5 protein-coding genes are annotated in these 5,417 nt (G+C 63.4%); all 5 read right to left on the reverse strand.

Features of this window, described 5'->3' with window-relative positions:
* Nucleotides 1-1,660, reverse strand: a 1,660-nt coding sequence (locus tag IBX54_RS11920) for a UDP-N-acetylmuramoyl-L-alanyl-D-glutamate--2,6-diaminopimelate ligase (protein ID WP_296542871.1), incomplete at its 3' end; no start/stop codon positions are given.
* A complete protein-coding gene (locus IBX54_RS11925; RefSeq protein WP_296542872.1) occupies nt 1,660-3,393 on the reverse strand; it encodes a penicillin-binding protein 2 in 1,734 nt (577 codons plus the stop codon). The genes IBX54_RS11925 and IBX54_RS11920, both read right to left, overlap by 1 nt.
* Nucleotides 3,390-3,725: a cell division protein FtsL gene (gene ftsL / locus IBX54_RS11930; protein WP_296542873.1), complete on the reverse strand. Its 336-nt coding sequence runs from the start codon at nt 3,723-3,725 to the stop codon at nt 3,390-3,392. The genes IBX54_RS11925 and ftsL overlap by 4 nt, the downstream gene beginning before the upstream one ends.
* On the reverse strand, nt 3,722-4,669 hold the full coding sequence (rsmH, locus tag IBX54_RS11935) for a 16S rRNA (cytosine(1402)-N(4))-methyltransferase RsmH (protein WP_296542874.1): 948 nt from the start codon (nt 4,667-4,669) through the stop codon (nt 3,722-3,724). The genes ftsL and rsmH overlap by 4 nt, the downstream gene beginning before the upstream one ends.
* 9 nt (nt 4,670-4,678) lie before the next feature.
* The gene (gene mraZ, locus IBX54_RS11940) at nt 4,679-5,107 is read right to left on the reverse strand and encodes a division/cell wall cluster transcriptional repressor MraZ (protein WP_296542875.1); all 429 of its coding nucleotides are present in this window, start codon (nt 5,105-5,107) and stop codon (nt 4,679-4,681) included.
* Nucleotides 5,108-5,417 lie beyond the last annotated feature (310 nt).

Genomic DNA, 5,417 nt, shown 5'->3' on the forward strand with positions numbered 1-5,417 from the left:
GCGATCCATGACTTCCGGGGGCATGGATTGCGTCACTTCGTTCGCAATGACGGGGGTGTTCCTGGAAAGCGCAGCGCGGCAGTCCAAGTAGTCCGGCAGTCATGGATTGCTTCACTTCGTTCGCAATGACGATCGGCTCCGGGGAGGCGAGGCCGTGGTCCGGCAATCCAGCCAATGGCGCAAAGGCCTTCCTGACTTGCACCAGGTCCGAGAAAGGCAGGCGCTGGCCCGCGATGTCCTGATAGTCCTCATGGCCCTTGCCGGCCAGCAGCACCACATCAGCGGGCGCGGCCTGCGCCAGGGTTTGCGCAATGGCGCAGGCCCGGTCGGGCTCCACCTGCACGTCGGCCACGCCCGTCAGGCCGAGCAGTATCTGGCTGATGATGGCATCCATGGCTTCAAGGCGCGGGTTGTCGCTGGTGACCACCACACGGTCGGCGTGCGCTGCGGCCACCGCGCCCATCAGCGGGCGCTTGCTCGTGTCACGGTTGCCGCCACAGCCAAATATGCACCACAACTTGCCGCCACGCGCCTGGGCCAGCGGCCGCAGCGCGTCGAGCGCCTGGGCCAACGCATCGGGCGTATGGGCGTAATCGACCGCCACCAGCGGCTGCTGCGGCGCGCTGACGCATTCCATGCGGCCCGGCACCGGTGACAAATGCGCACAGGCCTGCACGGCTGCGGCCAGCGGTATGCCCAGCGTGCGCAGGGTGGCGATCACGCCCAACACGTTGCTCACGTTGAAGGCACCGATGAGCTGCGTGGTCAGGCGCAGCTTTTGCCGGCCCTCGACCACGTTGAAGGCCACGCCCTGGGGTTCATAGCAGATATCCTGCGCCTGCATGCGGGCGTGATTGGCAGCGCCCGGGGTGATCGACAGCGTCCAGACATCAAGCGCGCCATCAGCCAACTGGTCGGCCAGCACGGCGCCGTAGGGGTCGTCAACATTGATCACGACAGCTCGCAAACCGGGCCAGGCGAACAGGCCGGCCTTGGCCTGCCAGTAGCGGTCCATGTCGCCGTGGTAGTCCAGGTGGTCTTGCGTCACGTTGGTCAGCACCGCTGTGTGAATTCGGGTGCCGGCCAGGCGCTGCTCTTCGATGCCGATCGAGGACGCCTCGATGGCGCAGGCACGCAGGCCTTGCTTGACAAAGTCAGCCAGCGCCGCCTGCAAGGCCACCGGGTCGGGCGTGGTCAGGCCGGTGCTCACAAGGTTCGGCGGCACGCCAACGCCGAGTGTTCCGATGACACCGCAGGGCATAGCTTCGGCCGTTGGCAGATTCGACAAGGCCTGCGCCAGCCACCAGGCCGTTGAGGTCTTGCCGTTGGTGCCGGTGACAGCCAGCACCGCCAGGCTTTGGCTCGGTGCGCCAAACCAGGCATCGGCCACGAGACCACTGGCAGATTTCAAACCTTGGTAAGTGGCGATCCGGGTATCGGAAAAACCGAAGGCCTGCACGCCTTCATGCTCCACCAGACAGGCCTGCGCGCCCGCCGCCAGCGCGCCGGCCACATGGGCGCGGGCATCTGCCGCGGCGCCGGGCCAGGCCAGCAAGCCATCGCCGGGCTGCAGCTGGCGGCTGTCGGTGCGCAGCGTGCCGGTGACGCGCGCGCGCAGCCAGGCGGCGGCTTCTTGCGGGCTGTGGCGTTGCTGCAGCATCAGAAACTCTCCTCCACCGCGTCGGTGATGACCTGTGGCACCACCGACATGTCGGGTGCGACACCGAGCACCTTGAGGGTTTGCTGCACGGTCTGACTGAACACCGGGGCGGCCGTATCGCCGCCGTAGTACTTGTCGTTGTTGGGCTCGTCGATCATCACCGCCACGGCAATGCGCGGCGCGTCGATGGGTGCCAAGCCGGCAAAGATGCCGCGGTACTTTTTGCTGGCGTATCCCTTGCCCTCGACCTTGCGCGCGGTGCCAGTCTTGCCGCCCACCGAGTAGCCCATGGCCTGCGCCTTTTGCGCCGTGCCGCCGGGCAGCGTCACCAGATGCAGCATGTGGCGCACGGCGCGGGCATGGCGCGCCTCGATCACCGGCACGCCCATGGCAGGCTCGGTCGTCTTGAACATGGTCACCGGCACCAGGTCGCCGTCGCGACCGAAGATGGTGTAAGCGTGCGCCAGCTGCAACAGGCTCACCGACACGCCATAGCCGTAGCTCATGGTGGCCTGCTCGATCGGGCGCCAACTCTTGTAGGGACGCAGGCGCCCGCTCACAGCACCCGGGAACGGCAGCACGGGTTTTTGGCCAAAGCCAACCTGGCTGAACATCTCCCACATTTTGCGGGGTGCCATTTGCATGGCGATCTTGACGGTGCCAACGTTGCTCGACTTCTGGATCACGCCGGTCACGCTGAGCAGGCCTTGCGGGTGCGAGTCGCTGATGGTGGCGCTGCCAATCGTCATGCGCCCGGGGGCAGTTTGAATTTGCGTCTCGGGCGTCAGCATGCCCATATTCAGCGCCTGCGCAATCACAAAGGGCTTCATGGCCGAGCCGGGCTCAAAGGTGTCGGTCAGGGCCCGATTGCGCAACTGCGCACCGCTCAGGTTGCGGCGCTTGTCAGGCACAAAACTGGGGTAGTTGGCCAGCGCCAGAACCTCGCCGCTTTGCACATCGAGCACCACCACGCTGCCGGCCTTGGCCTTGTGCAGCAGCACCGCCTGCTTGAGCGACTGGTAGGCAAAGAACTGCACCTTGCTGTCGATGCTGAGCTGCAGGTCGCGGCCATCGACCGGCGCAATTTGCTCGCCCACGTCTTCCACCACCCGACCCATGCGGTCCTTGATGACACGGCGCGAGCCATTGCGCCCGCTAAGCGCCTTGTTGAAAGCCAACTCCATGCCCTCCTGGCCCTGGTCCTCAACGTTGGTAAAACCCACCACGTGCGCCGCCGCCTCGCCCTCGGGGTACTGGCGCTTGTACTCCTTGCGCTGGTAAATTCCCTTGAGGCCCAGCGCGGCGATTTCCTTGCCCACCGAGGCATCGACCTGGCGCTTGAGCCAGACAAAAGTTTTATCTTCGTCTTCGAGCTTTTTATTCAGGGCTGCCAGCGGCATGCCGAGCAGCCTGGCCAGCTTTTTCAGCGCCTCGGGCGAACGCGGCACGTCTTCCGGGATGGCCCAGATGCTGGGCACCGGAATGCTCGACGCCAGCACCACACCGTTACGGTCGAGAATGCGGCCGCGGTTGGCCGGCAGCGCCAGCGTGCGGGCAAAGCGCACTTCACCCTGCTTCTGAAAGAATGCGTTCTCGATCACCTGAATATAGACCGCGCGCGCAATCAGACCGGCAAAAGCCAGCGCGATGGTGGCCACAATGAACTTGCTGCGCCACACCGGCGTCGGGCTGGCCAGCAAGGGGCTTGAGGTGTAGGTGATGCCGCGGCTCATGGCTGGCTTCCACTGGCCGCACGGGTCGCTACCGCCGCGGCGTTGCCAGGTTCTGCCGCAGCGGCCTGGCTGGCATAGGTCACATAGACGGTGACCGCAGGCGTGGCTGCGCGCATCTGTAACTTCGACTTGGCCAACCTCTCGACGCGCACCGAGGTCGCCTGGGCGCGTTTTTCAACCTGCAGGGCTTCGTTTTCCGCTGCCAATCGGTGCGCCTGCGTCTGCGCCCGATAAAGCTCCGAATACACGCGCCGCGACGCATACTGCACATTGACCAGGTACAGGGCACTGAGCAGCACGCCCAGCAGCAGCACAAGGTTAAGCCGCGTCATGCCTGCTGCTCCGGTGCGGCGCTGCCGATTCGCTCGGCCACCCGCATGATGGCGCTGCGCGCGCGCGGGTTGGCGGCCACCTCGGCAGCGCCGGGCTTGACGCGCGCGAGCACCTTGAACTGCATCACCTGCGGCGGCGCAAACGGCGCCCGGCGGTCAAACACCTCGCGCGAATGTTTTGCCAAAAACTGTTTGGCAATACGGTCTTCGAGCGAATGGAAACTGATCACCACCAGCCGCCCGCCGGGCTGCAGCACCTTGAGCGCGGCGGCTAGCGCCTGTTGCAGCTCTTCAAGCTCGGCATTGATGAAAATCCGAAAAGCCTGAAATGTGCGCGTTGCAGGGTCCTTGCCCGGCTCACGGGTTTTGACCGCGTCAGCCACGATACTGGCCAGTTCAGTGGTGGTTGAAATGGGGCCCCGAGCCTGTCGGCGCGCAACAATCGCCTTTGCAATGGGGCCAGCAAACCGTTCTTCGCCATAGTCACGTATGACCTCCGTAATTTTGTCCACATCGGCATCCGCCAGCCACTCGGCCACACTTTGCCCCCTTGTGGTGTCCATGCGCATGTCGAGCGGGCCTTGCCCCCTGAAACTGAAACCGCGCGCCGGGTTGTCCACCTGGGGCGAGCTGATGCCCAGGTCAAACAGCACGCCCGCCACGCTGGCATCGGGGAGTTCGCCCAAGTGGCTGAAGCCCTGATGGCGAATGGAAAAGCGCGCATCGTCAATGGTGGCCGCTTCAGCGAGCGCCTCGGTGTCCTTGTCGAAGGCGATCAGGCGCGCGTCAGTTGGCAGCCGCGACAAGATCAGGCGGCTGTGGCCGCCGCGGCCAAAGGTGGCATCGACAAACACCGGTGCCGCACCGGCCGCATCGGATGCGCCAAGCAAAGCATCAACAGCTTCGCTCAACAAGACGGTGGTGTGTGTCCATGGAGTTTGCACCGCCGACCTTCAGAAAGAGAAGTCCTTGAAGACATCGGGCATGTCACCCTGCATGGCTTTGGCTTCCTGGGCATCGTAGGTGCTCTTGTCCCACAACTCAAAGAAGTTGCCCATGCCCAGCAACACCGACTCCTTGCTGATGCCGGCAGCCGCGCGCAGCTCGGGCGAAACCAGCACGCGCCCGGTGGCGTCGATTTCGACGTCCATGGCATTGCCCAGAAAGATGCGCTTCCACCACTGCGCCGACATCGGCAAGGCGCCAATGCGTTCGCGGAACTTTTCCCATTCGGGGCGCGGGAAAATCATCAGGCAACCGTGCGGGTGTTTGGTGATGGTGAGTTGGCCAGCTGCGGTAGCGCTCAAGACGTCGCGATGCCGGGTAGGCACCGAGAGCCGACCCTTTGCGTCCAGACTTAATGCGGAAGCCCCTTGAAACACGATTGCTGACCTTTGATTTTCAGAACGAAGTGGAATACGGTGGGAAAAAAGCACAATTCCCCACTAAATTGCACTTTTTTGCACTGTAGCAGCAAAATCGGTGCATGCAAACCCGTTTGCAACAAATTTTTAACAATGAAATCAAAGACTTAGAAGTGATTTAAAGCCTTAATTAAGGCAAAAATCGTTCTAAATGAAGCACTTAGCATGCTAAGTGAATGTGATGCGTGAGAACCGTGCGTGTTGGGAGAGTGTGACATCCGACAAAGTGTTGGGGTCAGAGCACGTCGCTGCGCGAGTGGTCTGACCC

Source organism: Rhodoferax sp. (assembly GCF_014859475.1).
In the GTDB taxonomy this organism is placed as follows: domain Bacteria; phylum Pseudomonadota; class Gammaproteobacteria; order Burkholderiales; family Burkholderiaceae_C; genus Rhodoferax.